Annotated in this window: 25 protein-coding genes; 14 read left to right on the forward strand and 11 right to left on the reverse strand. The window is 66.5% G+C overall.

Annotated elements, in window-relative coordinates; all coding sequences use genetic code 11:
* Positions 1-4: 4 nt before the first annotated feature.
* A complete protein-coding gene (locus QX108_RS28960; RefSeq protein ID WP_315784002.1) occupies positions 5-880 on the reverse strand; it encodes a MurR/RpiR family transcriptional regulator in 876 nt (291 codons plus the stop codon).
* A gap of 168 nt (positions 881-1048) precedes the next feature.
* On the opposite strand from QX108_RS28960, the gene QX108_RS28965 reads away from it, so the two are divergent.
* Positions 1049-3397, forward strand: a complete 2349-nt coding sequence (locus tag QX108_RS28965) for a phosphocholine-specific phospholipase C (protein WP_315784004.1) — start codon at positions 1049-1051, stop codon at positions 3395-3397.
* Positions 3398-3450: 53 nt separating this feature from the next.
* On the opposite strand, the gene QX108_RS28970 is transcribed toward QX108_RS28965, so the two are convergent.
* Together QX108_RS28970 and greA are read right to left on the reverse strand one after the other, a co-directional pair.
* Positions 3451-3912 carry a metallophosphoesterase family protein gene (locus tag QX108_RS28970; RefSeq protein WP_315722055.1) on the reverse strand — a complete coding sequence of 154 codons (462 nt, stop codon included), beginning with the start codon at positions 3910-3912 and terminating at the stop codon, positions 3451-3453.
* Between the two features lie 29 nt (positions 3913-3941).
* Positions 3942-4424 (reverse strand): transcription elongation factor GreA, encoded by a 483-nt coding sequence (gene greA / locus QX108_RS28975; RefSeq protein WP_315784006.1) that lies wholly within the window; start codon positions 4422-4424, stop codon positions 3942-3944.
* 225 nt (positions 4425-4649) lie between these two features.
* Between greA and QX108_RS28980 the strand changes: the two genes are divergently transcribed.
* The 7 genes from QX108_RS28980 (at position 4650) to QX108_RS29010 (ending at position 11161) form a co-directional block, all read left to right on the forward strand.
* Positions 4650-5465, forward strand: coding sequence for an IclR family transcriptional regulator (locus tag QX108_RS28980; RefSeq protein ID WP_315722053.1), 816 nt, complete (start codon positions 4650-4652; stop codon positions 5463-5465).
* A 25-nt stretch (positions 5466-5490) separates the two neighbouring features.
* Positions 5491-6435 carry a dihydrodipicolinate synthase family protein gene (locus QX108_RS28985; protein WP_315784009.1) on the forward strand — a complete coding sequence of 315 codons (945 nt, stop codon included), beginning with the start codon at positions 5491-5493 and terminating at the stop codon, positions 6433-6435.
* Positions 6436-6512: 77 nt separating this feature from the next.
* A complete protein-coding gene (locus tag QX108_RS28990; RefSeq protein WP_315784011.1) occupies positions 6513-7334 on the forward strand; it encodes an ABC transporter ATP-binding protein in 822 nt (273 codons plus the stop codon).
* A complete protein-coding gene (locus QX108_RS28995) occupies positions 7327-8166 on the forward strand; it encodes an ABC transporter permease (protein WP_315784013.1) in 840 nt (279 codons plus the stop codon). The genes QX108_RS28990 and QX108_RS28995 overlap by 8 nt, the downstream gene beginning before the upstream one ends.
* Positions 8167-8183: 17 nt before the next feature.
* Entirely contained in the window at positions 8184-9254 is a 1071-nt protein-coding gene (locus tag QX108_RS29000; RefSeq protein ID WP_315784015.1) for an ABC transporter substrate-binding protein, read from the forward strand.
* A complete protein-coding gene (locus QX108_RS29005) occupies positions 9251-9958 on the forward strand; it encodes an SDR family oxidoreductase (RefSeq protein ID WP_315784017.1) in 708 nt (235 codons plus the stop codon). Before QX108_RS29000 ends, QX108_RS29005 begins: the two co-directional genes overlap by 4 nt.
* A 33-nt stretch (positions 9959-9991) precedes the next feature.
* The gene (locus tag QX108_RS29010; RefSeq protein ID WP_315784019.1) at positions 9992-11161 is read left to right on the forward strand and encodes a mandelate racemase/muconate lactonizing enzyme family protein; all 1170 of its coding nucleotides are present in this window, start codon (positions 9992-9994) and stop codon (positions 11159-11161) included.
* A 55-nt stretch (positions 11162-11216) separates the two neighbouring features.
* On the opposite strand, the gene QX108_RS29015 is transcribed toward QX108_RS29010, so the two are convergent.
* The 5 genes from QX108_RS29015 to QX108_RS29035 form a co-directional block, all read right to left on the reverse strand.
* Positions 11217-12545 carry an LLM class flavin-dependent oxidoreductase gene (locus QX108_RS29015; RefSeq protein ID WP_315784021.1) on the reverse strand — a complete coding sequence of 443 codons (1329 nt, stop codon included), beginning with the start codon at positions 12543-12545 and terminating at the stop codon, positions 11217-11219.
* Positions 12546-12606: 61 nt separating this feature from the next.
* Complete coding sequence (locus QX108_RS29020; protein WP_315784023.1) at positions 12607-12897, reverse strand: hypothetical protein; 291 nt, start codon at positions 12895-12897, stop codon at positions 12607-12609.
* 62 nt (positions 12898-12959) lie between these two features.
* Positions 12960-14450, reverse strand: a complete 1491-nt coding sequence (locus tag QX108_RS29025) for a sodium:solute symporter family transporter (protein WP_315784025.1) — start codon at positions 14448-14450, stop codon at positions 12960-12962.
* Between the two features lie 17 nt (positions 14451-14467).
* On the reverse strand, positions 14468-14983 hold the full coding sequence (locus QX108_RS29030) for a flavin reductase family protein (RefSeq protein ID WP_315784026.1): 516 nt from the start codon (positions 14981-14983) through the stop codon (positions 14468-14470).
* The gene (locus QX108_RS29035; protein WP_315722042.1) at positions 14980-16056 is read right to left on the reverse strand and encodes an LLM class flavin-dependent oxidoreductase; all 1077 of its coding nucleotides are present in this window, start codon (positions 16054-16056) and stop codon (positions 14980-14982) included. The genes QX108_RS29030 and QX108_RS29035 overlap by 4 nt, the downstream gene beginning before the upstream one ends.
* Before the next feature lie 456 nt (positions 16057-16512).
* Between QX108_RS29035 and QX108_RS29040 the strand changes: the two genes are divergently transcribed.
* Positions 16513-17382, forward strand: a complete 870-nt coding sequence (locus tag QX108_RS29040; protein ID WP_315784028.1) for a LysR family transcriptional regulator — start codon at positions 16513-16515, stop codon at positions 17380-17382.
* Positions 17383-18352: 970 nt separating this feature from the next.
* Here the strand turns inward: QX108_RS29040 and QX108_RS29045 are convergent.
* Together QX108_RS29045 and QX108_RS29050 are read right to left on the reverse strand one after the other, a co-directional pair.
* Positions 18353-18733, reverse strand: coding sequence for a response regulator (locus QX108_RS29045; RefSeq protein ID WP_172183654.1), 381 nt, complete (start codon positions 18731-18733; stop codon positions 18353-18355).
* A gap of 54 nt (positions 18734-18787) precedes the next feature.
* On the reverse strand, positions 18788-19645 hold the full coding sequence (locus QX108_RS29050) for an MJ0042-type zinc finger domain-containing protein (protein ID WP_315726421.1): 858 nt from the start codon (positions 19643-19645) through the stop codon (positions 18788-18790).
* 214 nt (positions 19646-19859) lie between these two features.
* On the opposite strand from QX108_RS29050, the gene ftsE reads away from it, so the two are divergent.
* The 4 genes from ftsE (at position 19860) to QX108_RS29070 (ending at position 23229) form a co-directional block, all read left to right on the forward strand.
* Positions 19860-20519, forward strand: a complete 660-nt coding sequence (gene ftsE, locus QX108_RS29055; RefSeq protein ID WP_006615648.1) for a cell division ATP-binding protein FtsE — start codon at positions 19860-19862, stop codon at positions 20517-20519.
* Complete coding sequence (locus tag QX108_RS29060; protein WP_172183656.1) at positions 20512-21480, forward strand: cell division protein FtsX; 969 nt, start codon at positions 20512-20514, stop codon at positions 21478-21480. The genes ftsE and QX108_RS29060 overlap by 8 nt, the downstream gene beginning before the upstream one ends.
* Before the next feature lie 255 nt (positions 21481-21735).
* Positions 21736-22449, forward strand: coding sequence for a YdcF family protein (locus QX108_RS29065; protein WP_315784031.1), 714 nt, complete (start codon positions 21736-21738; stop codon positions 22447-22449).
* Between the two features lie 12 nt (positions 22450-22461).
* On the forward strand, positions 22462-23229 hold the full coding sequence (locus QX108_RS29070) for a lysophospholipid acyltransferase family protein (protein WP_315784033.1): 768 nt from the start codon (positions 22462-22464) through the stop codon (positions 23227-23229).
* A 6-nt stretch (positions 23230-23235) separates the two neighbouring features.
* On the opposite strand, the gene QX108_RS29075 is transcribed toward QX108_RS29070, so the two are convergent.
* The gene (locus tag QX108_RS29075) at positions 23236-23826 is read right to left on the reverse strand and encodes a gamma-glutamylcyclotransferase (RefSeq protein ID WP_315784163.1); all 591 of its coding nucleotides are present in this window, start codon (positions 23824-23826) and stop codon (positions 23236-23238) included.
* A gap of 108 nt (positions 23827-23934) precedes the next feature.
* On the opposite strand from QX108_RS29075, the gene QX108_RS29080 reads away from it, so the two are divergent.
* Positions 23935-25119, forward strand: a complete 1185-nt coding sequence (locus QX108_RS29080) for a DUF2125 domain-containing protein (RefSeq protein ID WP_315784036.1) — start codon at positions 23935-23937, stop codon at positions 25117-25119.
* The last annotated feature ends 1 nt before the right edge of the window (position 25120 follow it).

Here is a 25120-nt window from a genome sequence, read left to right on the forward strand (position 1 = left end):
GATGTCAGTAGCGCTTCTCGGACAGGATGCGCGCCGCGTGCTGCAGCTTCTCGACCGAGCGCTCGGTGTCGGTCAGCGCGCAGCAGCTGACCAGCGTGTCGATGATCGCGAGCTGGGCGACGCGGCTGCTCATCGCCTCCGGGCGATAGCGCGTCTCGTTGGCGACGGTGTAGAGCAGCACCTCGCAATGCGCCGCCAGCGGCGACTTGCCGAGCCGGGTGATGCCGATGGTCCGCGCGCCGGCGGCCTGCGCGAGACGCGTCGCCAGCACTGTCTCGACCGTGCTGCCGGAATGCGACACGGTGACGGTGGCGACCTCAGGGCCAGTCATCCCGGCGCTGACGGCCTGGACGTGGGAGTCGACGATGGCATTCGCGGCGAGGCCGAGCTGCAGCAGCCGATACGACAGATCCTGCGCCACCGGCGCCGAGCTGCCGATGCCGTAGATCTCGATCCGCCGCGCCTGCCGCAGCAGCCGCGTCGCCTGCGCCAGCGCGTCCATCGACAAGAGCCGCCGCGTCTCCTGCAAGGAGGCGGCATGGGCGGCGAAGATGTGGTCGGTGACGGTCGCCGGATCATCGCCGCGATGCAAATCCTCCTGGATCAGCCGGACCGGCTCGATCAGGTCCCGCGCCAGCATGATCTTGAGCTCCTGGAAGCCGCGCACGCCCACCCGCCGGCAGAACGACACGATCGTCCCCTCGCTGACCCCGCAGGCCTCCGCCACCTCGGTGATTGACATGTGGATGAACGGCTCCGGCCGCGCGACCACCAGCTCCGCAATCTGCCGCGCCTTCGGCGGCAGCTCGTTCTGCAGCTCCCGCACGCGGGACAGGATGCCGGTCGCAGCCGGCCCGGAGCTGAAGGTGTAACCCGTCACGCGCGCCTCATGCGTTCGACTGAGAAAATCTCATCATGAATCCGATCATAAATAAATATTTCACAGCGACGTCAAGTCGCACTGCTACCCCTTCGGCCGCTCCCAGGCGGAGGCCGTTGCCCGGCCGCCGCCGATGTCCTCTCCAGGATTTCAGAAGGCCGAAACATCATGACAACACGTCGCGACTTTCTCGCAGGCGCCACGGCGGCGGCGACCTTCGCCAGCATCCGCCAGGCATTGGCCATTCCGGCGCGGCGCCGGACCGGCACCATTCAGGACGTCAGGCACATCGTCATCCTGATGCAGGAGAACCGCTCGTTCGACCATTACTTCGGCACGCTGCGCGGCGTGCGCGGCTTCGGCGACCGTTTCCCGATCCCGCTGGAGAGCGGCAAGCCGGTCTGGTTCCAGTCCGACGGCACCCGCGAGATCCCGCCCTATCACCGCGACTCCACCACCTCCAACGCGCTGGTCGGCTACGGCACGCCGCATTCCTTCGGCGACAGCCAGGCGGCGTGGAATCAGGGCAAGATGGGCTATTGGGCGAAGTACAAGACGCCCTATGCGATGGGCTATTTCGGCCGCGACGACATCCCGTTCCAGTTCGCGCTCGCCGAGGCGTTCACGATCTGCGACGCCTACCACGCCTCGATCACCACCGGCACCGATCCCAACCGCATCGTGTTCTGGTCCGGCTCCAACTTCAATCCGGCGCTGCGCGCGCAGGGCATCAACTCCACCACCAACGATTCCGAGCCGAACAATCTGCGCTGCTGGCCGAACCCGCACAATTGGGTCGCGGGCCAGCCGCAGCCGCAGGCGAGCTACAAATATGTCGGCAGCGACTTCAACTGGGACACGCTGCCGGATCTCTTGAACAAGGCCGGCGTCAGCTGGCACATCTATCAGGACATGAACGACAACTGGACCGGCGCGATGCACGGCTGTCTCGCGTTCTCCAGCTTCCGACATGCGCAGCCGAACGATCCGAACTATGTCCACGGCCTGACTGGCGGCCCGGACTATCTCGACCGGCTGAAGGCCGACGTCATGGCCGGCACGTTGCCGCAGGTGTCGTGGATCCTGCCGACGCAGGCGAACTCCGAGCATCCCGGCGGCGGCAGCCCGACCCGCGCCGGCAATTTCACCGACCAGGTGCTGGAAGCGCTGACGGCCAATCCCGAGGTCTGGAGCCAGACCGTCTTCTTCCTGACCTTCGACGAGAACGACGGCTTCTTCGATCATCTGCCGGCGCCGGCCGTGCCGTCCTACGACATCAACGGCAGACTGATGGGCAAGGCGACCCTGCCGCTCGACGGCGAGTATTTCTCCAACACCGTCGGCAACGTGCTGACCGCGACCGACACGATCAGCGGCAACATCCGCCCCTGGGGCCTCTCGGCGCGCGTGCCGATGTATGTGGTCTCGCCGTGGAGCAAGGGCGGCTGGGTCAACTCGCAGGTGTTCGACCACACCTCGGTCGGCCGCTTCCTGGAGAAGCGCTTCGGCATCAAGGTCGAGGCCATCAGCCCGTGGCATCGTGCCGTCTCCGGCGATCTCACCTCGGCGTTCGACTTCGCCAGCCCCAACGATCCGCGCTTCCCGGAGCTGCCCGACCAGAGCAACTGGCAGGCGTCGGATGCGCACCAGAAGACGCTGCCGGCGCCCGTCGCGCCCGCGACGCCGCAGCCGCTGTTCCAGGAGACCGGCGCGCGCTACTCGCGCCCGCTGCCCTACATCCTGCACGCCACCGCGAAGGTCGATGCGGCCTCCGGCAAGGTGAAGCTGCTGTTCGCCAACACCGGCTTCGCCGGCGCCGTCTTCCATGTCTACGACAAGCGGCATCTCGATCTCATTCCGCGCCGCTACACCGTCGAGGCCGGCACGATGCTGGATGACGAATGGAGCGTCGGCCCTGACGGCCTCTATGATCTCTGGGTGCTCGGCCCGAACGGCTTCCATCGCCACTTCAAGGGCGACCTCGACAAGGTCAGAGCGTCGAACGCCGCCAATCCCGAGATCTTCGTCGGTTACAACGTCTTCGAGGGCGGCCTGCACATGCAGCTGCGCAACGACGGCCATGCCCGCGTGACCTTCACGGTGAAGTCCAACGAGATCTATGGGCCGCTGCAGGCCGTCACCGCCTCGGTGTCGGCCGCGCTGGAGCCGCAATGTCCCGGCTTCGGGCCACAGCCCGGCTTCCATCCCGTCGGCTTCGGCAACGTGCCGGGCTTCCGCAGAGCTCCCGATCCCGACGCTCCCGGTTTCGGCTTCGGCGCGCCGAGCTTCTTCCCCGGCCCGAGCCATGGCGGCCCGTCGACGTCGTGGACCGTCAAGGCGTCGGCGCCCGGCCACCACGGCGAGCTGTACTGGCACCTGCGCAAGTCCGGCCTGTGGTACGACTTCGTCGTCACCAGCGACACCGACGACAGCTTCTATCGTCGCGTCGCCGGCCACATCGAGACTGGCCGTCCCTCGTTCAGCGATCCCGGCATGGCGCTCGCCGACCGCTTCTGATCGCGGTGTTCCTAATCAGTTGCGGAGGGCGCCCCTGGGCGCCCTCTCGCCATTCAGCCGCCGCCGAGATCGTGAATCAGCGGCGACAGACTGCCCGAGGAGATATCGAGCGTCGCCAGCGTGATTGGCAGCTTGAAGCGACGCGGTCCCGCACTGCCGGGATTCAAGTAGACCACGCCATTGCGGGTCTCGATGCGAGCGCGATGCGAGTGGCCGGAGATGACCATGTCGATGTCCTCGGCGGCCGGATCGATTGTGAGATCATGGACGTCATGCACGACGTGAAAGCGTCTGCCGCCAAGTTCGACGGTCTGGGTCGCAGGATAGGCCTTCGCCCACTCCGCACCGTCGATGTTGCCGCGGATCGCGGTGACCGGTGCGATGGCGCGGAGATGATCGATGATCTCAGGACGGCCGATGTCGCCGGCGTGGATGATGTGATCGACGCCGGCGAGGCGTTGCTCCGCTTCCGGGCGGAGCAGGCCGTGCGTGTCCGAGATGATGCCGATGCGCATGGCGGAAGCTCACCCGATGCGTTGAGCCCTCACGCGATGCTCAGGATTTCCAGCTCCCGGCCCGATGCTTCGATCACGTCGCCGACCGCCTTGCCCATCAACAATCGCGCGACCGGCGCGACGTGGGAGATCATGCCGAGCTTCGGGTCGGCTTCGTCCTCGCCGACGATAGCGTAGGTCTGCACGCGGCCGTCGCCGCGCCGGAACGTCACCGTGCTGCCGAACGCGATCGTCGCGGCGGAGGCGGGCGGTGGCATCACCTGCGCGGTGCGCAGCCGCGCCGAGAAATAGCGTGCATCGCGCAGCGGCAGCGCCTGCTCGCGCCGGCGCTCGTTGACGTCCTCGATCGCTTGCGCCGCCTCGTAGGCCGCCTGCGCCTGATGAAGCTGATCCTGAAGCGCCTTCAGTCCCGCCTCGGTGACGAGGTTCGGATGCGGCGAGACCGGCCGGTCCGGCAGCATCGTCTCCGCAGCCGTCTCGGCGCTCTCCTCCTTGGTGAATGCAACGCTCACGCGGGTCTCCTGCAGGCGCCGCCGGATGCGCAGCGCGTCGGGGAGAGATCATGCGGCGGAGACGAATTTCAAGCGGCAGGCGAGCGCCATGCGCACGGCGTGCCCCTTGACAGGGGTCGATAACGCAGCTTGAATATACGAACTATAGTTCGCAATCCGAACCTTAGCAAGCCGAAAATGCCCGCCATTGAGACGGGCGTCAAGCAGGAAACGTCGGAGCCTCCCGTGGACGAGGAAACCAAGGCCGGGAAAAGCGTCGTGCAGTCGCTGGCCAAGGGCTTTCAGGTGCTCAACGCCTTCACCAGCGAGGAGCCCGAACTGGTGCTCGCCGACGTTGCGCGCCGCGCTGGGCTCGACAAGGGCACCACGTTCCGCCTGCTCAACACGCTCGTCATGCTCGGCTATGTCGAGAAGGTCGCGGACACCCGCCGCTTCCGCCTGACGCTGAAATGCCTCGACCTCGGCTTCAACGCGATCGCGCGCTCCGAGCTGCGCGACCAGGCGCGGCCAATTCTCCGGAGTCTGGTCGGCGAGATGAACGAGGCGGCCTCGCTCGCTGTGCTCGACGGCAGCGACATCGTCTATGTCGAGCGCATCCAGGCCGGCCTCGTCCGGCTCGGCGTCGACGTCCGCATCGGCAGCCGCGCGCCGGTCTATTCCACCGCTGTCGGTCAGGCGCTGCTGGCGCTGCTGCCGGTGGAGACGCAGATCGAGGTGCTCGAGGCGCAGCCGCGCATCAAGCGCACGGAGACCACGATCACCGATCTCGACGCGCTGTTGCAGCGCCTGCGCCACGTCAAGACCGCCGGCTACGCGCTGTCCAACCAGGAAAACGCGCCGGGGCTCTGCGTGCTCGCGGCTCCCGTGGTCGATCGCGACGGCGTGCCGCTCGCCGCGATCAGCGTCGCGGCGCCGACCATGCGCATCTCGGCCGAGGCGTTCGAGCGCATGGGCGTGGCGCCGCTGCTGCGCGCTGCCGCGCAGCTGTCGCGCGCGCTCGAAGCCATGGGCGGCGCCACCGCCACCGTTTCCAACCGATAACACCAGAACTCACGAGGAACCCGACATGAGCGTCATGACCAACTTCAAGGGGATCATCCCGGCGATCGCCGTCCCCTTCAACGCCGACCATTCGATCGACGAGGCCGAGCTGACGCGCTATGCGGCCTGGCTCGGCAAGCGCCGCGGCATCGTCGGCATCATGACCAACGGCCACACCGGCGAGGTGTTCAGCCTCACCGCCAAGGAGCGCGCGGAGGTCACGCGCATCGTCGCCAAGGCGCTCACCGGCATCTGCCCGACCATCTCCTCCGTCGTCTGCGAAGGCATCAAGGACGGCATCGAGCATGCGCTGATGGCCAAGGAGGCCGGCGCCGCCGCGCTCGACATCATGCCGCCGCATCACTGGCTGCGCTTCGGCTTCAAGCGCGAGCACTGCCTCGACTACTTCAGCGCGATCGGCGAGGCGACGAGGCTGCCGTTGATCGTGCACGTCTATCCGGCCTGGACGCGCGCCTCGTTCTCGTCGGAGCTGCTCGCCGAGCTCGCCCGCCTCGATCACGTCCAGGCGTTCAAGATCGGCACCCGCGAGATGAACAAATACGCCCGCGACCTCAAGGCCATCCGCGCGGCGGCGCCGCACAAGGCGCTGCTCACCTGCCACGACGAATATCTGCTGGCCTCGATGGTGCAGGGCGTCGACGGCGCGCTGGTCGGCTTCGCCTCGCTGATACCGGACCTAATCCACGATCTGTTCACCGCCGTCACCGCCGGTGATCTCAAGCTCGCGATGAAGCTGCAAAGCATGATCGATCCGCTGAAGGACGCGGTGTATGGCGCGGGCGAGCCGACCGGCGAGGCCCATGGCCGCATGAAAGCCGCGATGCAGGTGGCCGGCGTCATTCGCGACGCCACCGTGCGTCCGCCGACGCATGCGCCGAGCGCCGATGAGATGGCCGCGATCCGCGCCGCGGTGGCCGCGGCTGGACTGACGGTGCAGGCTGCGGCCTGAGGTCGCGACGACGCGGCAGCCGGGCCTGGCCCGGCTGCCGCCGCTAAATCAACGAACAAGATTCCGGGTGGACGCTCATGCTGATGATGGATGTCGAGACCGCACCCCGGCGCGCCGCGCCGGACGACGTGCTGATCGCGATCGACCAGGTCTCGAAGACCTACGTCTCCGCCTCCGGCGCGGCGGTGCATGCGCTGAGCCGCATCTCCCTCGACATCAAGCCGGGCGAATTCGTCTGCGTCGTCGGCCCCTCCGGCTGCGGCAAGAGCACCTTGCTGCGCCTCCTCGCAGGTCTCGACAGCTATAGCGAGGGGCGCCTGCTGCTCGATGGCGAGAAGGTCGCCGGTCCCTCCCGCAAGGTCGGCGTCGTGTTCCAGGCCGCCAATTTGCTGCCGTGGATGACGGTGCGCGATAATGTCGGGCTGCCCCTGCGCGTCGGCGGCAAGCATGCGCCAGCCGGCGAGCGCATCGAGCGCCTGCTCGCCGTCACCGGCCTCGGGGATTTCGGCGACAAATACCCTTACGAGCTGTCCGGCGGCATGCAGCAGCGCGCCGGCATCTGCCGCGCGCTCGCGCGGGATCCGGAAATCCTGCTGATGGACGAGCCGTTCGGCGCGCTGGATGCGCTGACGCGCGAGCGGCTGAACCTCGAACTGCAGCGAATCTGGCAGGAGAACCGCAAGACCATCCTGCTGATCACGCACTCGATCTCCGAGGCGATCTTCCTGGCTGACCGCGTCGTCGTGATGTCGGCACGCCCCGGCCGCATCCTCGCCGATCTTCACGTCCCGATCCCGCGGCCCCGGACGTTCGACGACATCGTGCTGCATCCGGACTACGCGCGGCTCGCCAAGGAGGTCCGCGGACTGCTCAATGCCCAGGAGCACGGCCATGACTGATCTCGCCAACCTTGTCGCGCCCGCCATGTCTCACACGCCAACGAAGTCGCGCCGCCGTGTCAGCCTGGGCTCGCCGATCGCCTGGATCGGTCTCGCCGTGCTGGTCCTGAGCTGGATCGCCGCCGTCAAGCTGTTGAACATCCCGTCCTACATCTTGCCGAAGCCCGAGGCCGTCATCCGTGCGCTGTGGTCCGGCCTTGCCGTCAGCCCGGCCAGCCCGCTCGGCTACTATCTGCCGCTGTGGAGCACGCTGAGCAACGCCGCCGCCGGCTGCGCGATCGGCGTCGGTCTCGGCCTCGTGATCGGCTCGCTGATGGCCGAAGTCGAAGCCATCGAGCGTCTTGTGATGCCCTATGCCTTCGCACTGCAGAGCCTGCCGAAGGTGGCGATCGCGCCGCTGGTCGTGATCTGGTTCGGCTTCGGCGACGGCTCGAAGATCGCGATCTCGGCGCTGCTGTCGTTCTTCCCGGTACTGATCAACAGCTTTACGGGCCTGCGCGCCGTCGAGCCGGAGCGGATCGACCTGATGCGCTCGCTGTCGGCCTCGCGCTTCGAGACCTATCGCATCGTCAAGCTGCCCAACGCCGCGCCCTTCATTTTCGCCGGCCTCGACATGGCGGTGGTGTACGCGCTGCTCGGCGCCATCGTCGCCGAGTTTCTCGGCGCGCAGCGGGGCATGGGCGTCGTGATCACCCAGGCGCAAGCGGTGTCGGATGTCGCCGGCGTCTTCGCCGCGCTGATCATCCTCGGTGTGCTCGGCATCGTGCTGCACGGGATCGTGCGCTGGTGCGAGTCCAAGGTCGTGCATTGGGGTGCGAACAGAAAGAAATAACAACGGGAGGAACGAACATGGTATCGCGCAGGTCATTCCTGAAGGGCAGCGCCGGCGCGGCGCTGCTGATGAGCAGTGCGCCGGCCGGCCTGATGGCGGCTGACGCCAAGAAGCTCCGCTTCGGCGTCGGGCTCAAGGCGCTCAACGCCACCGTCATCAATTGCGTGATCGGCGAGGCGCTCGGCTACAACGCGCAGGAGGGCTTTTCGCTCGACGTCCAGGCGCTCGGCACCAACGCCAACGTCCAGGTCGCGACCGATCGCGGCACGGTGGCGATTGGTGTCGGCGTGCCCTCGACGGCGCTGCCGCTGCTCGCCAAGGGCGAATGGAGCGGCGCCAAAATGTTCTATCAGTACACCTACCCCTACAAATGGGACATCGCCGTTCCGCCGGGCTCGGCGCTGAAGAGCTACACGGATCTGAAGGGCAAGAAGATCGGCGTCTCCGATTTCGGCGCCACCGAATATCCGGTGACCAAGAACGTGCTGAAGGCGCTCGGCCTCGATCCGGAGAAGGATGTGAGCTTCGTCGCGGTCGGCAACGGCACGCCGGCGGGCGTCGCCCTGCAGCGCGGCGTCATCGATGCGCTCGCTTATTTCGACACCGGCTTCGGCCAGATCGAGGCCGCCGGCATCGAGCTCGCCTATCTGCCGCGGCCGACCACCATCCCGATGGTCGGCGGCCAGTTCCTGATGGCGATGCCGGTAACGTTCGAGAAGGAGCGCGATCTGCTGATCGGCTTCGGCCGTTCGGTGTGCAAGGCCTCGCAGTTCCTGATCGCCAATCCCGCAGCCGGCGCCAGGGCGTTCCTCAAGCTCTATCCCGAGACGGCGCCGCGGGGCGCCAGCGAGGACGAGGCGGTCAAGGCCGTGCTGCAGTCGATCAGTCGCCGCATCAAGCTGTACACACCGCCCTATGCCGACACCAAGATGGGCGCGATCAACGAGCAGGAGTTCCGCACGGAAGCCGCGATGAACGGGCTCGACATCAAGGACTACAATGCGCTCTACACCAATGAGCTGATCGAGACGATCAACAATTTCGATGCGGTGAAGGTCAAGGCCGAGGCGGCTGCGTACAAGGGATGACGGCAGAGCATCACGACAGCGGCTCCGGTCTCCGCCATGCGGTGGTGACCGGAACCAGTTCGGGCATCGGCCGCGCCATTGCCGAGCACCTGTTGGCCAGCGGATGGCGCGTGACCGGCATCGATCGCGCCCCATCGGCGGTGACGCAGGCGGGCTTCGTCGGCTTGCAGGCCGACCTCGGCGACTCCCATGCGTTGGCTGCGCGCCTTGCCGACATCGGCGCGGTGACCGCGCTCGTTCACGCCGCCGGCTACATGCGCGTCGGCCGGCTCGGCGAGCTCGCGCCCGACAATGGCGAGGGCATGTGGCGCGTCCATGTGGCTGCGGCGGAGGCGCTGGGCAATGCGCTGGCGCCTCGCATGGGCGAAGGCGGCCGCATCGTGCTGATCGGCAGCCGCACCGCCAATGGCGCCGCGGGACGCAGTCAATATGCTGCGACCAAGGCGGCGCTCACGGGGCTCGCGCGCTCCTGGGCGATCGAGCTGGCGCCGCGCCGCATCACCGTCAACGTCATCGCGCCGGCGGCCACGGACACGCCGTTCCTGCGCGATCCCGGCCGCGCCGGCACCGCGCCGGTGCTGCCGCCGATGGGCCGCTTCGTCGATCCGGCGGAAGTGGCCGCGCTCACGACCTTCCTGCTGTCGGGCGAGGCGGGCGCCATCACCGGACAGACCATCACCATCTGCGCAGGCGCTTCGCTCTAGGGGCAGCGCGCGACCACGATCAGGAGAAGACCCATGACCATCCGCATCGTCGACGTCCGCGAGGTGACGAAGCCGATCTCATCGCCGATCCGCAACGCCTATATCGACTTTACCAAGATGACGTCGAGCCTCGTCGCGGTCATCACCAATGTGGAGCGCAACGGGCGCCCCGTCGTCGGCTATGGCTTCAACTCCAACGGCCGCTACGGCCAGGGCGGCCTGATCCGCGAGCGGTTTCGCGCACGCCTGCTGGAGGCCGATCCGGCCTCGCTGCTGGATGCCACGAAGGACAACATCGATCCCGACAAGGCCTGGGCGGCGATGATGAGCAACGAAAAGCCCGGCGGTCACGGCGAGCGCTCGGTCGCGGTCGGCACGCTCGACATGGCGATCTGGGACGCGGTCGCCAAGATCGCGGACAAGCCGCTGTTCCGCCTGCTCGCAGAGCGTCACGACCGCAAGGCCGATCCGCGCGTCTTCGTCTACGCCGCCGGCGGCTACTACTATCCCGGCAAGGATCTCTCGGCCCTGCGCCACGAGATGCGCGGTTATCTCGAGCGCGGCTACAATGTCGTGAAGATGAAGATCGGCGGCGCGCCGATCGACGAGGACCGCCGGCGCATCGAAGCCGTGCTCGAGGAGATCGGTCCGACCAACCAGCTCGCCGTCGACGCCAATGGCCGCTTCGATCTGGAGACCGCGATCGCCTACGCCAAGATGCTGCGTGACTATCCGCTGTTCTGGTACGAGGAGGCCGGCGATCCGCTCGACTATCATCTGCAGGCGACGCTCGCCGACTACTATCCCGGCCCGATGGCCACCGGGGAGAACCTGTTCAGCCACCAGGATGCGCGCAATCTCATCCGCTATGGCGGCATGCGCCCGGACCGCGACTGGCTGCAGTTCGACTGCGCGCTGTCCTATGGCCTGTGCGAATATCTGCGCACGCTCGACGTGCTCAAGACCCATGGCTGGTCGCCGTCGCGCTGCATCCCGCATGGCGGTCACCAGATGTCGCTCAACATCGCCGCCGGCCTTGGCCTCGGCGGCAATGAGAGCTACCCGGATCTGTTCCAGCCCTATGGCGGCTTCCCCGACGGCGTGAAGGTCATCGACGGCCACATCACCATGCCCGATCTCCCCGGCATCGGCTTCGAGGGCAAGTCGGATCTGTATGCGGAGATGCGCGCCTTGAGCGCGTGAGGCGACGGCAAGTTTCCGAGCCATGGCCGGGACACCCCGGCCATGGCGGAAGACCTCAATCTCCCAGCAGATTGTCGCGCAAGGTCGAGCCGGTGTATCGCGTCCGGAACCGGTCGCGCCGCTGCAGCTCCGGCACGACGAGATCGGCGAACTCCTCGAAGCAGCCGGGCGTGTAGGTGGCGGCCAGCATGAAGCCGTCGGCGCCGCCTTCGTCCATGTACTGCTCGATCTGGTCGGCGATGTCCTTGGCGGTGCCGACCGCGACCGGCATGCCCATGCCCTGCGCGTAGATCATCGCCGCCTCCTTCACCGTCACCGGCGCGCCGCCCTTGGCGTAGATGATCGACTCGAACAGCCCCTGGATGCCGGGCACCTCGATGTTCTGCACGATCGCGTCGCCGTCGAATTTCGAGAAGTCGAGGCCGAAATGGCCGGACATCCAGGCCAGCGCACCCTCGGGCGGAATGCATTCCTTGATGCGGGCATATTTCTCCTGCGCCTCCGAGCGCGTCTCGGCGACCACCGTCTGCAGGCCATAGATCAGCTTCACCGAGCCGGGCTTGCGGTCGAACTTGCCGGCGAGCCGCTCGTTCAGGTCGGTGGCATATTGCCTCATGCGGTCGACGTTCGGATGCACGGCGAAGATCGCCTCGGCATGTTTGGCGGCGAAGTCGCGCCCCTGGTTGGACGAGCCGGCCTGCCACAGCACGGGACGGCCCTGCGGCGACGGCGCGCAGAAGTGCCGGCCGTGACACTTGTAGTACTTGCCCTCGTGATTGACGACCTTGATCTTGGCCGGGTCGGCATAGATGCCCGAGGCCTTGTCGGCGATGATCGCATCCGGCTCCCAGGAGTCCCACAGCTGGTAGCAGACCTCCATGTACTCCTCGAGCCGGTCGTAGCGGCCGCTGCGCTCGGTCATGGTGTGGCCATAGGCATCCCATTCGCTCTTGGAATAGGACGAGACGATGTTCCAGGCGACGCGGCCGCCCGAGAGATGGTCGAGGCTCGAAAGCCTGCGGCACATCGAATAGGGATGCTCGAACGCCGTCGACAGGGTGACGCCGACGCCGAGATGCTTGGTCGCCGTGGTGATGATCGGCACGATCGTCGACGGCTCGTGGGTCGGGCACTGCACCGCCCATTTCACGATGGCGTCGGAGCTGTCCTCGTGGGTGTTGTAGGGCGCGAGCTCGTCGGCGATGAACATGGCGTCGAACAGCCCGCGCTCCATCGTCCGCGCCATGTGCTGCCAGTATTCCGGCCGGGCGAAATCCCAGCCGATCTTGTCTTTGACGTGGCGCCACATGCCGGTGGCGTGGCTGTTGACGCCGTGCTGGATGAATCCCAGAAGATGCGCCTTCTTCTTCGTGGTGGTCGTCATGCAATGCTCTCCTTGCGTCCGGAATTCATCCAGTCCGTCATGAACTTCGGTGGGTGGGTGATCAGGCGCTCTTCCGTTCGACGAAGAAGGCGAGCCCGCATCCAGCCGCCGTCACCAGCGCAAGCAGCGGGCCGGCATAGATCATCGCAGGGGTGAAGCCGACGCCGGCAATGATGACGGCGGACGCGATCACCGAGATTGCTGCCAGCCCACCATAGCCGTAGTCGGGCACGTCGGTCGGCTCGGCCGCGCCGCTGCGATATTCGGCGATGGCGTTCTGCAGGCCGCGCCAGAAGCCCGCGAGGAAGAACAGGGTGACGAGAATGCCGACGATGGTGATCAGGACATACATGGTTGGCTCCTTTGGAAATGTCAGAGGAAAGAGCGCGCCGGGGACCGGCGCGCCTCGCGCGGCTATTCGGCCGGGGCAGAGACTTCGTCGCCGACGCGCCGCAGGCCGGCGAGGTCGAAGTCCTTGCCGCCGATCAGACCCGCGATGACGACGGTCAGCCCGCTGATCGCGACGATCGACAGCGTCCCGATCAGCTCGCCGGCGGTGGCGTAGATCGGCATGCCCACGCCGATCGCGAGCGCAATGCCGCCGACGAAGCCGACCATGTTGGTCTTCGGCCACAGGATCGACAGCACCAGCGGCAGCAGCACCGAGGTCTTCAGCGCGTAGGTCGTCAGCACCAATGTCGTGAAGTCGAGGCCGGAGAGCACGATCAGCGTCGCGATGATGCCGCCGAGCAGCACCGAAAGCTTGGTGATGACGAACAGGCTGCTCTCGGAGGTCTGCGGGAAGTAGCGCTTGACGATGTCGACGGCGACCACGGAGGAGAGTGCGGCGCTGGCGCCGTCGATGGTCGAGTAGCAGGCGGCGAGGATGACCAGCACGTAGAGCAGCACCAGCGTCAGCCCGAGGCCGATATGCGAGACGATGTAGGGACCGACCGCGACGATGTCACCGCCGAAATCCGACGGCTTCAGGCCATAGGCGATGCCGACCAGGCCGAGCATGCCGAGGCAGATCGGGATCGGATAGAACAGCGCGCCCGACCACAGGAACACGCGGCCGACGTCGCGGCTCTTGATCGCCCAGACCTTCTGCCAGAACGTCTGGTCCGAGACCGTCGCCGCGAGGAGACCGAACGCAAGCGTGATGCCGAAGCCTGCGGCGGCGTCGGGACGCAGCACCGACAGGTTGCGGGCGTCCGCCGCGCCTGCGGCGTTGAAGACCGCCTCCGACCCGCCAGGGATTGTCGCATAGACCGCGGCCACGATGATCGCGGCCGGCACGGTGATCATCAGCGTGTTGAGCGTTCCGGTCATCACGCTCGTCCACAATCCTCCGAAGTAGGAATAGGCGAGCACGCAGATGATGCCGACGATGGTCGCCACCTTCCAGTCGATCCCGAACACCGTCGAGACGACGACGGACGTGCCCTTGAGATTGATCAGGATCTCCAGAATGATGCCGAAGATCATGGTCACGGTCACGATCGCGGTCGCGGCTTTCGACCTGCCGAACCGGTACTCGATGAACTCGGAGATGGTGTAGCCCTCCGGCATGTTCTTGCGCAGGATGCGCGCGAACGGAATCATCGCCATGACCGCGAAGCCGTTGGGCACCACGAACCAGAACAGGCCGGACAGGCCCCATTGATACGTCATCGCCGAGCTCATCATCACCGCCATGGCCCAGGTCCACACCGCGATGACGGAGCCGACGCCGAAGCCGAAGCCGACGCGGCGGTCGGCGATGATGAAGTCGTGGGTGTTGCGAACGAGCAGGGTCTTCACGGCATAGGACAGGGCCAGTGAGAACAGGCCTAGTCCGATCATCGACGCATACCCGAGGGTCGGCGTCAGGCTCGGCATCGCGGCAAAGATAGACTTGTCCATTGCGATTTCTCCGGGGTTCAGGAACTCTGGTGAAGCGTGTGATAGTTGCGGGCGTGGTAGAGCAGCGGCGCGCCGCCGCCGCCCGCATGGGCCCAGGTCACGTCGCAGAGCACGATGGCGTGGTCGCCGGACGGGATCAGGTCGACGATGGCGGTGCTCAGCTGTCCGAGAGCGCCCGCGATCAGCGGCGCCTGGCCAGCGCCTTCGATCGTCGCCACGTCGTCATAGGAGCCGGGTGCGAGCTTGCTCGCGAAGCGATCGGACAATGCGCGTTGTCCGGCGCTGAGGACGGAAACCCCCACGCTCATGCCGACGCCGAGGCAGGCGTAGCTCTGGCTGCTCTGCGCGACGCAGAACAGCACCCGCGGCGGCTGCAACGAGACTGACGTGACCGAGGTGGCCGTGAAGCCATGGAGCTGTCCGCCGCGCCGGAACGTCACGATGCAGACGCCGGAAGCGAGCTGGCTGAACACGTTCTTGAAGTCCTGTCTGAGACTGTCAGCGGCAGTCATCGTGGCTTCGAGCGCGCTCATGACATCTGACCTTCGAAGGCGAGTGTGCGATTGTCCCTGAGCGGGCGGATCACCTGCTTCATGAACGGACCGGCGTCGCGCATCGGGTCGTCGAACTGACAGACGATGCGATCGAGGCCCATGGCCTGCAGCTTGGGGATGCGGTTGCGGATGTCCTCGAACGATCCAATCAAACCGAGCTCGAAGCCGGCATTGGAATCGACCATCTGCTCCTCGCCGAGGGCGGCCCAGGCGGCGGCGCCGGAGCTGCCGATCACCTTGCGGAAGAAGTCGATGGTCTGCGAATTGCGGCGACCGACGACGGTCTTCCAGCGCTGCCTTGCCTGCTCGGTCGTCTCGGTCGCGATCACATAGGCATTCGCGGCGATCAGGATGGTCCGGCCCCAGCTGTTGGCCTCCTGACGCACCGCCTCGATGCGCCGCTTCAGTTCTTCGTCGCCCATGCCATTGAGAAACAGGCAATGGCCCCATTCCGCCGCCATCTGCATGGCGCGGCCGGAGTGGCCGGCGATCCACACCTCTGGCAGGGCGTTCTGGTCCAGGCCATAGGTCGGCGGCTGCTTGAGCTCGACCGGCTGGGCCTCTCCAGGCAGAGCGTCCGTCCCGGCGATCTCGGCAGGCGGCTGAAACAGGCCATAGAGCGTGCGCAGGAATTCGCCGGCGCGGTCGTAACGTCCGTCATGATCCAGCCAGTCGACGCCGGACAGGTCGAACTCCTCCTTCCACCAGCCGCAGACGATGTTCATGCCGAGCCTGCGCTCGGCGATCTTCGATAGCGTGTCGAGCATCCGGGCGACGAGGAACGGCGAGCGGAAGCCGGGCTTGATGGCGCCGCAAAGCCCGACCTTGCTGGTGACGGCGGCGATCGCCGCCAGAATGCTCCAGGCGTCGGCGACGCTCTCGCTCGGGCCATGGATGCAGTTGAGCAGGTTCTCCGAGGCGTAGAGGAAGTCGAACCCGAGCGCTTCGGCCTGCTGGGCGATGGCCAGACAGGCGGCAACGTCAGGGCCGGTCGGTGCGTCCAGCGAACGCAGCCAGCCGCCATAGACGGGAAGCCAGATGCCGAACTCCATCACGCGACCTCGCATGCTGTGAAGGAGGCTCGCGGAGCACCATCATGGATCGGTGCCTCGTCGGCTTGTGTCGCAGAAGGTGCAGGCGGCATGTCCTCGCTGTCCTCGCTCGAAACCCTTCGTGCGAAGTAATTAGCAAGCGTCTTGCCAAATCGGGTCCCGCGCAGGCGTCGGACGTCGATGCTGAAAATAGCGGCGTGATTGATCGATAAAGCGTCCTGAAATGCCTGCAGTGAAAGCAGATCGGAACTACTTATTCATTCAGTTCATGCGCACTGAAGTGTATGAATGATGCGGCGCCGCTTTTGATGCTGGTCCCTGCGAGGATGAAACGAATTCATCGAAAGCCATGGGAGTGACTGGTTTGACGGCAGGCCGGCTCGGGAACCGGTTCGAATTTGTCCGTGGGAGCGCATTCGGCGACGCGCCGGATGTTGCCGAGGCCCAGGAGAGTCCATGACCTTCGAGCAAATGAGGATCTTCCTCGAAGCCGCTCATTTCGGCAGCTTCACCCATGCTGCCGAGCGGCTGGGCCTCACGCAGTCGGCGGTCAGCGTCTCGATCAAGAAGCTGGAGGAGAAGCTGGACGTTCCGCTGTTCGACCGCTCCGGGCGCCGGCTGATGCTGACCGAGGCCGGGCAGGTGCTGTTGAACGAGGCCGAGCGGATCCTGCGCGACGTCGAGCTGACGATGCGCCGTGTCGAAGGCCGGCGTCCCGTCTCGCCGTCGGCGCTGGTGGCTTGCACCCCCAGTGCCTACGACTTCTGGATGCCGCATCTTCTGGCGCGGGACCATGGTCCCGGCGCATCCGGTGTCGATCTCGTCCGGGGCAGCGTCAACGAGGTGGCGGCTTATGTCATGCGTGGAACGGCGGATGCGGGGGTGACCAGCGCGATGCCGAGCCACCCGCAGTTCCGCCAGGTCGCCGTGTTCGCCGACCGGCTGGTGCTATGCGCCCATCCCGAACGGGCACGGCACGTGCCGGCCGATATGAGCTGGAGGTCACTGGCCGCGCAGGCGCCCTTGTTGTGGGAGCACGGCGAGCTGACGCCGACGTTGACGGCGGCGCTCGTCTCCCACCGTGTCGAGCCCGAGCGTGTGGCGCATCCCGTCCTCAAGCTGTCGTCGAGCACGGCGGTGATCTCGGCGCTGCTCGGCGGCCACTACATCGGCTTCGTGTCGGACCGCGCCGCGCAGCCGTGGCTGATGTCGGGGCGGCTGGTGCGCATCGGCATGCTGGAGATTCCCGTGCGCTATTGGCTGTTCGGCCTGCGTGAGCACGATATCGACAGGTTCGTGGCGCTGTTCGGTGCGCGCGTGGAATAGCACCGGCTGCGTCCCCGCATGGAGCAAGGGCGACGACACGATTGCCCGACGGGCAATCTGCTCATGACAGCTCTGCGCGAACTGCCCGTCGAGCCAGTTTGCCGCACCTTGCAGGCTTGTGTCGTCGGGCAAATCAGGACGATGTTTCCGCGCATCCCGTCTCACTCGGAAGGGGCGTTGCGCGCGATCGTCACGACACGCGAGGCGGGGATGCGATGGCCGCGAGAGCTCGCAGCATGTCCTTTCGGACGTGCGGACGAACGGGCGCTTGCGGACGGTCAAGTCGCGTCGTCCTGGCCTCCCGACGCTGAGGTCAAGTCTGCGCCGCTGCTGATGCACGGCGTGGATGACGGTGGCCAACAAGCCGGCGCACCGGGGAGACCGCGAAGCAGCCGTAAGCCCATCGCGCAGGGAATGCCGGATGATCGGCTGAACCTGTGGTACCTGCCGCCTGCATTTTCTTTCGCAGGCGGGCCATGGGTGAGGCCTTCACCCGGCATTCCCTGCGCCCTCCGACCTTGAGGAGGGTGACGATGATCAGCACAACTCGGGCATCACGTGCCGCGGGATCGCGATCTCATATCTACGAGATGACATTGAGGACATGAGATGCCTGCCCCGGCGTCATTGCGAGCGCAGCGAAGCAATCCAGACTGTCACCGCGGACGGATTCTGGATTGCTTCGCTGCGCTCGCAATGACGGATGAGAGAGGTGAGGCACCCTCGACGATCATTGGCAAGGCGCGAGCGTTGGTGAGACTCTCATCTGGCGCGCCACCCCCGCCGTCGTCCCGGCGAACGCCGGGACCCAGAACCCCAGGGAGGCGTGATGGCGCACGATGGAGGACCAGCTTTCGTATCTCAACGGCCGCCGGTGTCTGTGGGGCCCGGCGTTCACCGGGAGGACAGCGGGGACTGTCGCAAGTGCGGGGAATGCAGCTATCCGTTGATCGCCACCGCGGCGGCGGCCCTACGCCTTGGCCGGCTTCGACGCCAGCGCATCGGCGACCGCGGTGCGGATGTCGGCGACCGAGAACGGCTTGGTGATCACGTCATGGGCGATCGCGCTGAGATTCGACGCCCGTTCGCGCTGATGCGCAAAGCCGGTCATCAGCAGAATGGTCAAATCGGGAAAGTCGCGCGCCGCCGACAGCGCCAGCGCGATGCCGTCCATGATGGGCATCTGGATGTCGGTGAGCAGCAGGTCGAAGGCGCCGTTCTCGCGGGTGAGGATGTCGAGCGCCTCGGCGCCGTCCTGCGCGGTCACGATGTCATGCCCATCCATCGCAATGGCGCGCGCGACCAGCGTCCGCATCGAATCTTCGTCGTCTGCGATCAGGACGCGCGACATGTCGTTTCGTCTCCGTCTCGTGGGCCCCGCGGGCGACCCACGAGACCGGAATCATCATGCACTGCCGGCGGCCAGGTCGCGCCGGTTGAAGAACCGTATATCGATATTGCGGCCTTCGGGAGGGGGCGAGGCCAGCCGCGACTTGAAGGTCGTGCGCTCCCCCGGCTTGAGCGCCGTCTGCTCGAGCAGCGTATTCCAGGCATAGATCTCCGTGCCCTGCGCGTCACGTACGCTGAAGCGCAGCCGGGGCAGGTCGACCGCCTTCTTGGTGACGCTGACGATGGTGCCTTCGATCACCAGCACCGGTTTGCCGTCGACGGTTTCGGTCGCCACCTTCACGTCCTTGAAGGACAGGCCGCGCAGGTTCACCTCGAGCCCGGCCAGCTTGTAGAACGAGGCCGTCTGCGGCAGCAGGCGGACGACGTCGCCGCGCCACACCACGAGCGCGATCGAGAGTGCCGCCATCGCCGCGGTCAGCGCCGGCAGGTTGAATACCTTCTTGCCGGGGAAGTCCGGCAAGGACGGGAGCTTGATCGATTTGCGGAGGCCTGCGAGGCGCGCGAGCTTGCCCCGCGGTGCCGGCTGATCGCCATCGGCCGCGGCGTCCTCGGAATCCTCGGTGACGGCATCCTCAGGCCATCCGGCGGCAATGGACGGGCTTTCCACCTCGGGGGGCTGCTCGTCGGTGTCCTCCCGGGCGAGGGCTTCCCATTCGTCGGCGGCATCCCGCGGCGCCGGGGTCGCGCCGGCCTCGGCCATCGCCGGGATCGGGGCCGGAGCCTCGACCGCATCCTCGGGACGCGCCAGCCAGACCTCCTTGCAACGGGAACAGCGTACGCTGCGGCCGGCCATACCCAGAGTTGCCAGATCGATGGCATAAGACGTCGCACAATGGGGGCAAACGATGAACATCGCGCCTTTTCTCCAACGGCCATTGCCGCTTTGTTTCCGACAGTTCGTGCTACAAGGACCGCCATGTCGACGAACTTCGGAACTCAATCGCGCCATTGGTACATGGCAACCATTAACGAACCGGAAACCATAACGGGCGCTCAATCGGGTCATCGTACCGCTGAGCTTGGAGCGTGCGGGCTTGCCGTGCACGCGGTCGAACGGAGCTGAGGCTTTGGTTCGGTTCGAAAATGTTGGGCTGCGCTATGGACTGGGGCCGGAGATCCTCCGCGACCTCAGCTTCCAGATTCCGGCCCATTCCTTTCAGTTTCTGACCGGCCCGTCGGGTGCCGGCAAGACCTCGCTGCTGAAGCTGTTGTTCCTGTCGCTGCGGCCGACGCGCGGGCTGGTCAACCTGTTCGGCTACGACATCTCGCTGCTGAGCAAGGAGGAGATCGCCGACCTGCGCAAGCGCATCGGCATCGTGCTGCAGGACTTTCGCCTGCTCGACCACATGACGACCTATGAGAACGTGGCGCTGCCGTTTCGCGTCATGGGGCGGGATGAATCGAGCTACCGCAAGGAGGTCATCGACCTCCTGAAATGGGTCGGCTTGGGCGAGCGCATGGATGCGCTGCCGCCGATCCTGTCGGGCGGTGAGAAGCAGCGCGCCGCGATCGCGCGCGCCGTGATCTCGCGTCCGCAGCTCCTGCTCGCCGACGAGCCGACCGGCAACGTCGATCCGACGCTCGGGCGCCGGCTGCTGCGGCTGTTCATCGAGCTGAACCGCTCGGGCACGGCGGTGATCATCGCAACCCATGACATCACGCTGATGGACCAGTACGAGGCCCGCCGGCTGGTGCTGCACCAGGGACGATTGCACATCTATGAGTAGCGTGGACGATCGCGGCCTCTTGGTCGATCTCGGCGAGGACCGCCCGCAACTGCCGGCGCAGGCGCGCATCGTGTCGCCGATCGTGCCACGGGCCTCGATTGCAGGCCGCGCGCTGGTCGCCGTGGTGGCGATCATGACCTTCCTGGCGTCGATCACCACCGGCGCCGTGCTGCTGGTCAGCGAGTCCGCGGCCGAGTGGCAGTCGGAGGTCGCCAGCGAGATCACGGTCCAGGTGCGTCCCAAGACCGGCCGCGATATCGAGCGTGACATTGCTCTCGTGACGGAGGCGATGCGGGGGCAATCCGGCATCGTCGAGGTCCGGCCCTTCACCAAGGAGGAATCGAGCAAGCTGCTGGAGCCGTGGCTCGGCAGCGGCCTGTCGTTCGAGGAGCTGCCGGTGCCGCGCGTGATCATCGCGCGGGTGCAGCCCGGAACCAGCTTCGATCTCAACGCGTTGCGCAATCGCGTGACCCAGGTGGCGCCGAGCGCCAGCGTCGACGATCATCGTGCCTGGATCGAGCGCATGCGCTCGATGACCGGCGCGACCTTGTTCGCGGGCTTCGGCATTCTCGTGCTGGTGATCGTGGCCACCATCATCTCGGTGTCGTTCGCGACCCGCGGTGCCATGGCCGCGAACCGGCCGATCGTCGAGGTCCTGCATTTCGTCGGCGCCGGCGACCGCTACATTGCCAATCATTTCCTGCGCCACTTTCTCCAGCTCGGGCTGGAGGGCGGCGTGATCGGCGGCGGGCTGGCAATGCTCGGCTTCGGGTTCTCGGAGTCGATCGCCAGCTGGTTCTCCGGGACGCCGGTCGGCGATCAGTTCGCGGCGCTGCTCGGCACCTTCTCGCTCCGGCCGCTTGGTTATGTGGCGATTGCGTTACAGGCCGTGGTCATCGCCGCGGTGACCGGCTGGGCCGCCCGCCGGACCCTGTTCGCGACCCTGGCGAGCATCGACTGATGGCAGCTTCTGTCGCAAGCCGCCTCAGTGTGGATTTCACTCGGCCCGAAAACCGCCTAGAATCGTCCGCGCCGGGATGAGGCAAGATGGGGTGAGCTGGGTCACGAACACGGTTGAGGGCGCGCGACAGGATCGGCGGCGAGCGAACGTGATCGGGATGCCGGCGAAACCCGCCTGCGCTCCCGGACTTGAACGACGGGATTGCGCGACGGCATGGCGCCGCGCGCGGGCAGGCAAGGAATCGCCAAGCGCAGCATGGGGTCTGAGACCGACGATAGCAGCCGCAAGCTGCCGCTCCTCGTGGTGGTGGGCCGGACGTTCGCGGGCGTCGTGGCCATGCTCGCGGTCGGCTTCTTCGTCGCGGCCGTCGGCTTCATCGGTTTTCTGTCGCAGCTGCGCGGCGCCGAGATCAAGCCCGAGCGCAAGGCCGACGGCATCGTGGTCCTGACGGGAGGCTCCTCGCGGGTGTCGGATGCGGTCGAGCTGCTGGCCGGCGGCTATGGCCGCAGACTGCTGATTTCCGGGGTCCACCCCACCAACGAGGCCAGCGATATCACCCGCTCGCTGCCGGAGGCGCGATCGTTCATCAATTGCTGCGTCGATCTGGATTATTCCGCCATCAACACCCGCAGCAACGCGGCCCAGACGCGGCGCTGGGCGGCCGAACGGGGGTTCAAGTCGCTGGTCGTCGTGACGTCGAACTATCACATGCCGCGGGCCATCGTGGAGCTGTCGCATGCGATGCCGAGCATGGATCTCATTCCCTATGCCGTCGTCGGCGAGAAATGGCGGGATGAGCCGTGGTGGACCAGCGGACCGACCCTTCGCCTGCTGCTGTCCGAATATGTCAAATACGTTGCCGCCGAGGCCCGGCTGCGGCTCGCCGACCTCGGCATCGATCTGGTGCCCGAGAGCGAGCTGCCGACCGGCTCGGTGTCGCGCCGGCCGGCGACGGCGCAAGCCAATTGAACTGGGTTTCTGATGGTCTCGATCTTCCTGCGCTCGCTCCTGTTCAACATCCTGTTCTACCCGAACTTCGTGTTCTGGCTGCTGGTCGCGCTGCCGACCCTGGCGATGTCGCGAAAGGCGCTGCTGCGCGTCGCGAACTGGTGGGCGCAGAGCAACATTCTGTTGATGCGCGCCATCTGCAACATCCGCGTCGAATATCGCGGCGCCGAGAAGATCCCCAAGGGACCGCTGATCGTCGCCGCCAAGCACCAGTCGATGTGGGAGACGATCTCGCTGCTGCATTTCTTCGACCAGCCGTTCTTCGTGCTCAAGCGCGAGCTGCTGCGCATCCCGCTGTTCGGGCAGTACCTGGTCAAGGCGAACATGGTCGCGATCGACCGCAGCTCGGGCGCGCGCGCCTTGAAGCAGGTGATGCGGAGGGCGGCCGAGGAGGTGAAGCACGGTCGCCAGTTCCTGATCTTTCCGGAGGGAACGCGGCGCTCGCCCGGCGCGCCGCCGGACTACAAGGCCGGCGTCGGCGCGATCTATGTCGATTGCGGCGTGCCCTGTCTGCCGGTCGCGCTCAATTCGGGTCTGTTCTGGCCGCGCCGCACGTTCCTGCGCTATCCCGGGACCCTGGTGGTGGAGTTTCTCGATCCCCTGCCGCCGGGCCTGTCGCGGCATGAATTCATGGTTCGCGTCGAGAGCGTCATCGAGGATGCAACCAACCGTCTCGTGGCGGCCGGGCAGGCGGAGCAGGCCCAGCTGTTCGGCCGCGTGCCGGCAGAGGCGAAAGCCTGAAGCTCGCTATGCCTGATGTCCTGAGGCCGGGTGAAGCGAGTGACCGTCGTCGTGCAGCATCATCGCGAGCCGATGCAGCTGCGTGTCGCGAAATCCCTGCGCCTCGATCGCCTTCACCGTCGCGAGCACGTAGTCGCGGTTGGCGCCGGACTGGCCGTGACCCTGCCGCACATGGCGCAGCTGCTCCTGCGGCGACAGCCGGCCGGCATATTGCACATGGCCGCGATCGACCACATACACCAGCGCGCTCACCCGCTCGCGCGCGTCGTTCTCCAGCCACACCGATCGGGTCACCTCGCGATACACCGAGGTCACCTGCTCGCGCGCGCGCAGATACGCAATCGTCTCGTCGCGCTTGTTTTCGGCCACACGAAACGCAATGCCGCGACACGCGCCGCCGCGATCGAGACCGAGCACGAGGCCCGGCTTCTCCGGTGTTCCGCGATGGACGAAGGAATAGACGCACAGCGCGCGATGCTCGCCGATCAGGCGTGCGGGCACCTGCTCGACAAAGTCGAAGCCGGGGCGCCACATCAGCGAGCCATAGCCGAACACCCAGAGATCGCCGTGGGGAAGGTCGCGTGGGGAGAGGGTCATTGCGGACATGGCAGCGGAAGCCTAAGTGTGATGCTCGCGAATTGTTAACTTATGTACACAATCCGTGATCGCGGAATCGCCAAAATTGCTGCCCAAAGGGTGTCCTGCATGTCTCGTTTGCCACAAGCGCGCCGCAGGCGCCCGCTCTGGGGGCTGTTCCTTGCCCCCGCCCTGCTCCTGATCGCCGGCGTGGCGTGGAGCGCCTTCTGGTTCTTCGCCGCTTCGCAGGTCGATGTCCAGGCCGACGCTTGGCGCGCGCGCGAGGCGAAGTCGGGCCGCGTCTATGATTGCGCGAAGCGGTCCGTCGCCGGTTTCCCGTTCCGGCTCGAGGTCCGCTGCGCCGACCCGAGCGTCGCCTTGTTCTCGCAGGCGGCCGGCACGCCGCTGATGAATGCCAAGCTCGACGAGATTCTGGTCGTCGCCCAGGTGTGGGACCCGCAGCGGATCATTGCGGAGTTCAAGGGACCGGCAACCATCGCTGATGGGCGCGGGCCGGCGTCCTATGCCGTCAATTGGAGCGTGGGGCAGGCCAGCGTTCGTGGCCTCCCCGGGCCGCCGCAGCGGGCCGATCTCGTGTTCGAGCAACCGACCGTCGACCGCATTGAGGGGGCCGCCGCCGTGCCCGCCGCGCGGGCCGATCACGCCGAATTGCACGGCCGGCTCGCCGAGGGCACGCCGTCCGACCACCCGGTGCTGGAGACGTCGCTGCAGATCGCGGGCGGCAGCATCCAGGGTGCCCATCCGCTGCTCGCCGAGCCGTTCAATGCCGATATCCAGGGCCGGGTCACGGGGCTGAAGGATTTCCGCCCCAAACCCTGGCCGGAGCGGTTTCGCGAGATCCAGGCGGCCGGCGGTCATGTCGAGATCGTCCAGGCGCGCATCCAGCAGGGCGAACTGCTCGCCGTGGCCGCAGGCACGCTGACCCTTACCGCCAACGGCAATATCGACGGCGAGGTGCAGATGACGGTGGCTGGAATTGAAAAGGTCATCCCGGCGCTCGGCCTCGACAAGATGCTCGAGAACGGCGTGCCGCAGGCGACGCTGGATCGCGTCGCGCCCGGCGTGAAGTCGCAGGACGTCAGCAATCTGATCGGGGCGCTCGACCGCGCCATTCCCGGCCTCGGCAAGGTGGTCAAGCAGAACGCCAATGTCGGTGTCGCCGCCGGGATCAATGCGCTCGGCAAGGAGGCCACGCTGGAGGGCCGCAAGGCGCGGACCTTCCCGTTGCGCTTCTCCGACGGGGCGGTGGTGCTCGGTCCGTTCAAGGTCGCCCGCGTCCCTCCGCTGTTCTGAT

Source organism: Bradyrhizobium sp. SZCCHNR1002, from assembly GCF_032381435.1.
GTDB classification, from domain to species: domain Bacteria; phylum Pseudomonadota; class Alphaproteobacteria; order Rhizobiales; family Xanthobacteraceae; genus Bradyrhizobium; species Bradyrhizobium aeschynomenes.